This is a genomic window from Mesorhizobium sp. M2A.F.Ca.ET.037.01.1.1 (assembly GCF_003998075.1).
Taxonomy (GTDB): Bacteria; Pseudomonadota; Alphaproteobacteria; order Rhizobiales; family Rhizobiaceae; genus Mesorhizobium.
Map to the genome: position 1 here is coordinate 1 of NZ_RZSA01001663.1, position 646 is coordinate 646.

A 646-nucleotide genomic window follows, 5' to 3' on the forward strand; every position below is an offset into this window, starting at 1 on the left:
CACTGCACACTCTCCACGAGATCGTCGCCCGCCCGCCGCTGAACGTGTTCTCGGTCGCCTAGTGGCTTGGGTTACGGGGTATTTTCGCCGTCCGGCCGTCGAGGGTTGGTCGGCCGTCTTGGTCCACACGACCGACACGGCGCCGATGTATTGGCGGATTACTCCCTCCGTGGTACGCATCCGGTGAAGAGCGCAGACGTGCGTATCTGGTGGCCATGAGGACCTGACCACCGCGGTGCTGGGGTCAAGCTTTCGATGGGGAGACGCGATGATATTCTTCGAGGAGGAGTTTGACCTCCTCGAAGCCTTCATCGGTGAAGGCCAAGATCCCGTCGTCATCGTTGGCGCCGTACACCCAGATGACGCCGTCCTCGGGCTCGAGACCGAGGGTCAGTTCGTGGATGAGCGCTTCGCTGACGCCGAGGTCGCTGGCGACACGTTCGACGGTGTAGACGTGATGCACCTTATTGCGCTGCATGATCAGGCCGCCGCTGGTTGGGTCTGCAGTTTTGCGGATCTCCAATTCCACGGCAGCAGATCATCGATTTGATGGGCCGGATAGGCGGCCAGTCGGGCGAGGACGTCGGCGAGCCAGGCCTGCGGGTCGATATCGTTCATCTTGGCGCTGACGATCAGGCTGTAGAGA

2 protein-coding genes are annotated in these 646 nt (G+C 61.8%); both read right to left on the minus strand.

Going from position 1 to position 646, the window contains the following annotated elements:
- Positions 1 to 244 precede the first annotated feature (244 nt).
- Positions 245 to 478, minus strand: coding sequence for a hypothetical protein (locus EOA27_RS39070; RefSeq protein WP_127259032.1), 234 nt, complete (start codon positions 476 to 478; stop codon positions 245 to 247).
- Positions 479 to 480: 2 nt separating this feature from the next.
- Positions 481 to 646 (minus strand): transposase domain-containing protein (locus EOA27_RS39075; protein WP_145970935.1); only part of this gene is annotated, 166 nt, incomplete at its 5' end.

Coding starts and splice junctions, on each gene's coding strand:
- EOA27_RS39070 (WP_127259032.1), bottom strand. CDS start 478: ATGCAGCGCAATAAGGTGCATCACGTCTACACCGTCGAACGTGTCGCC.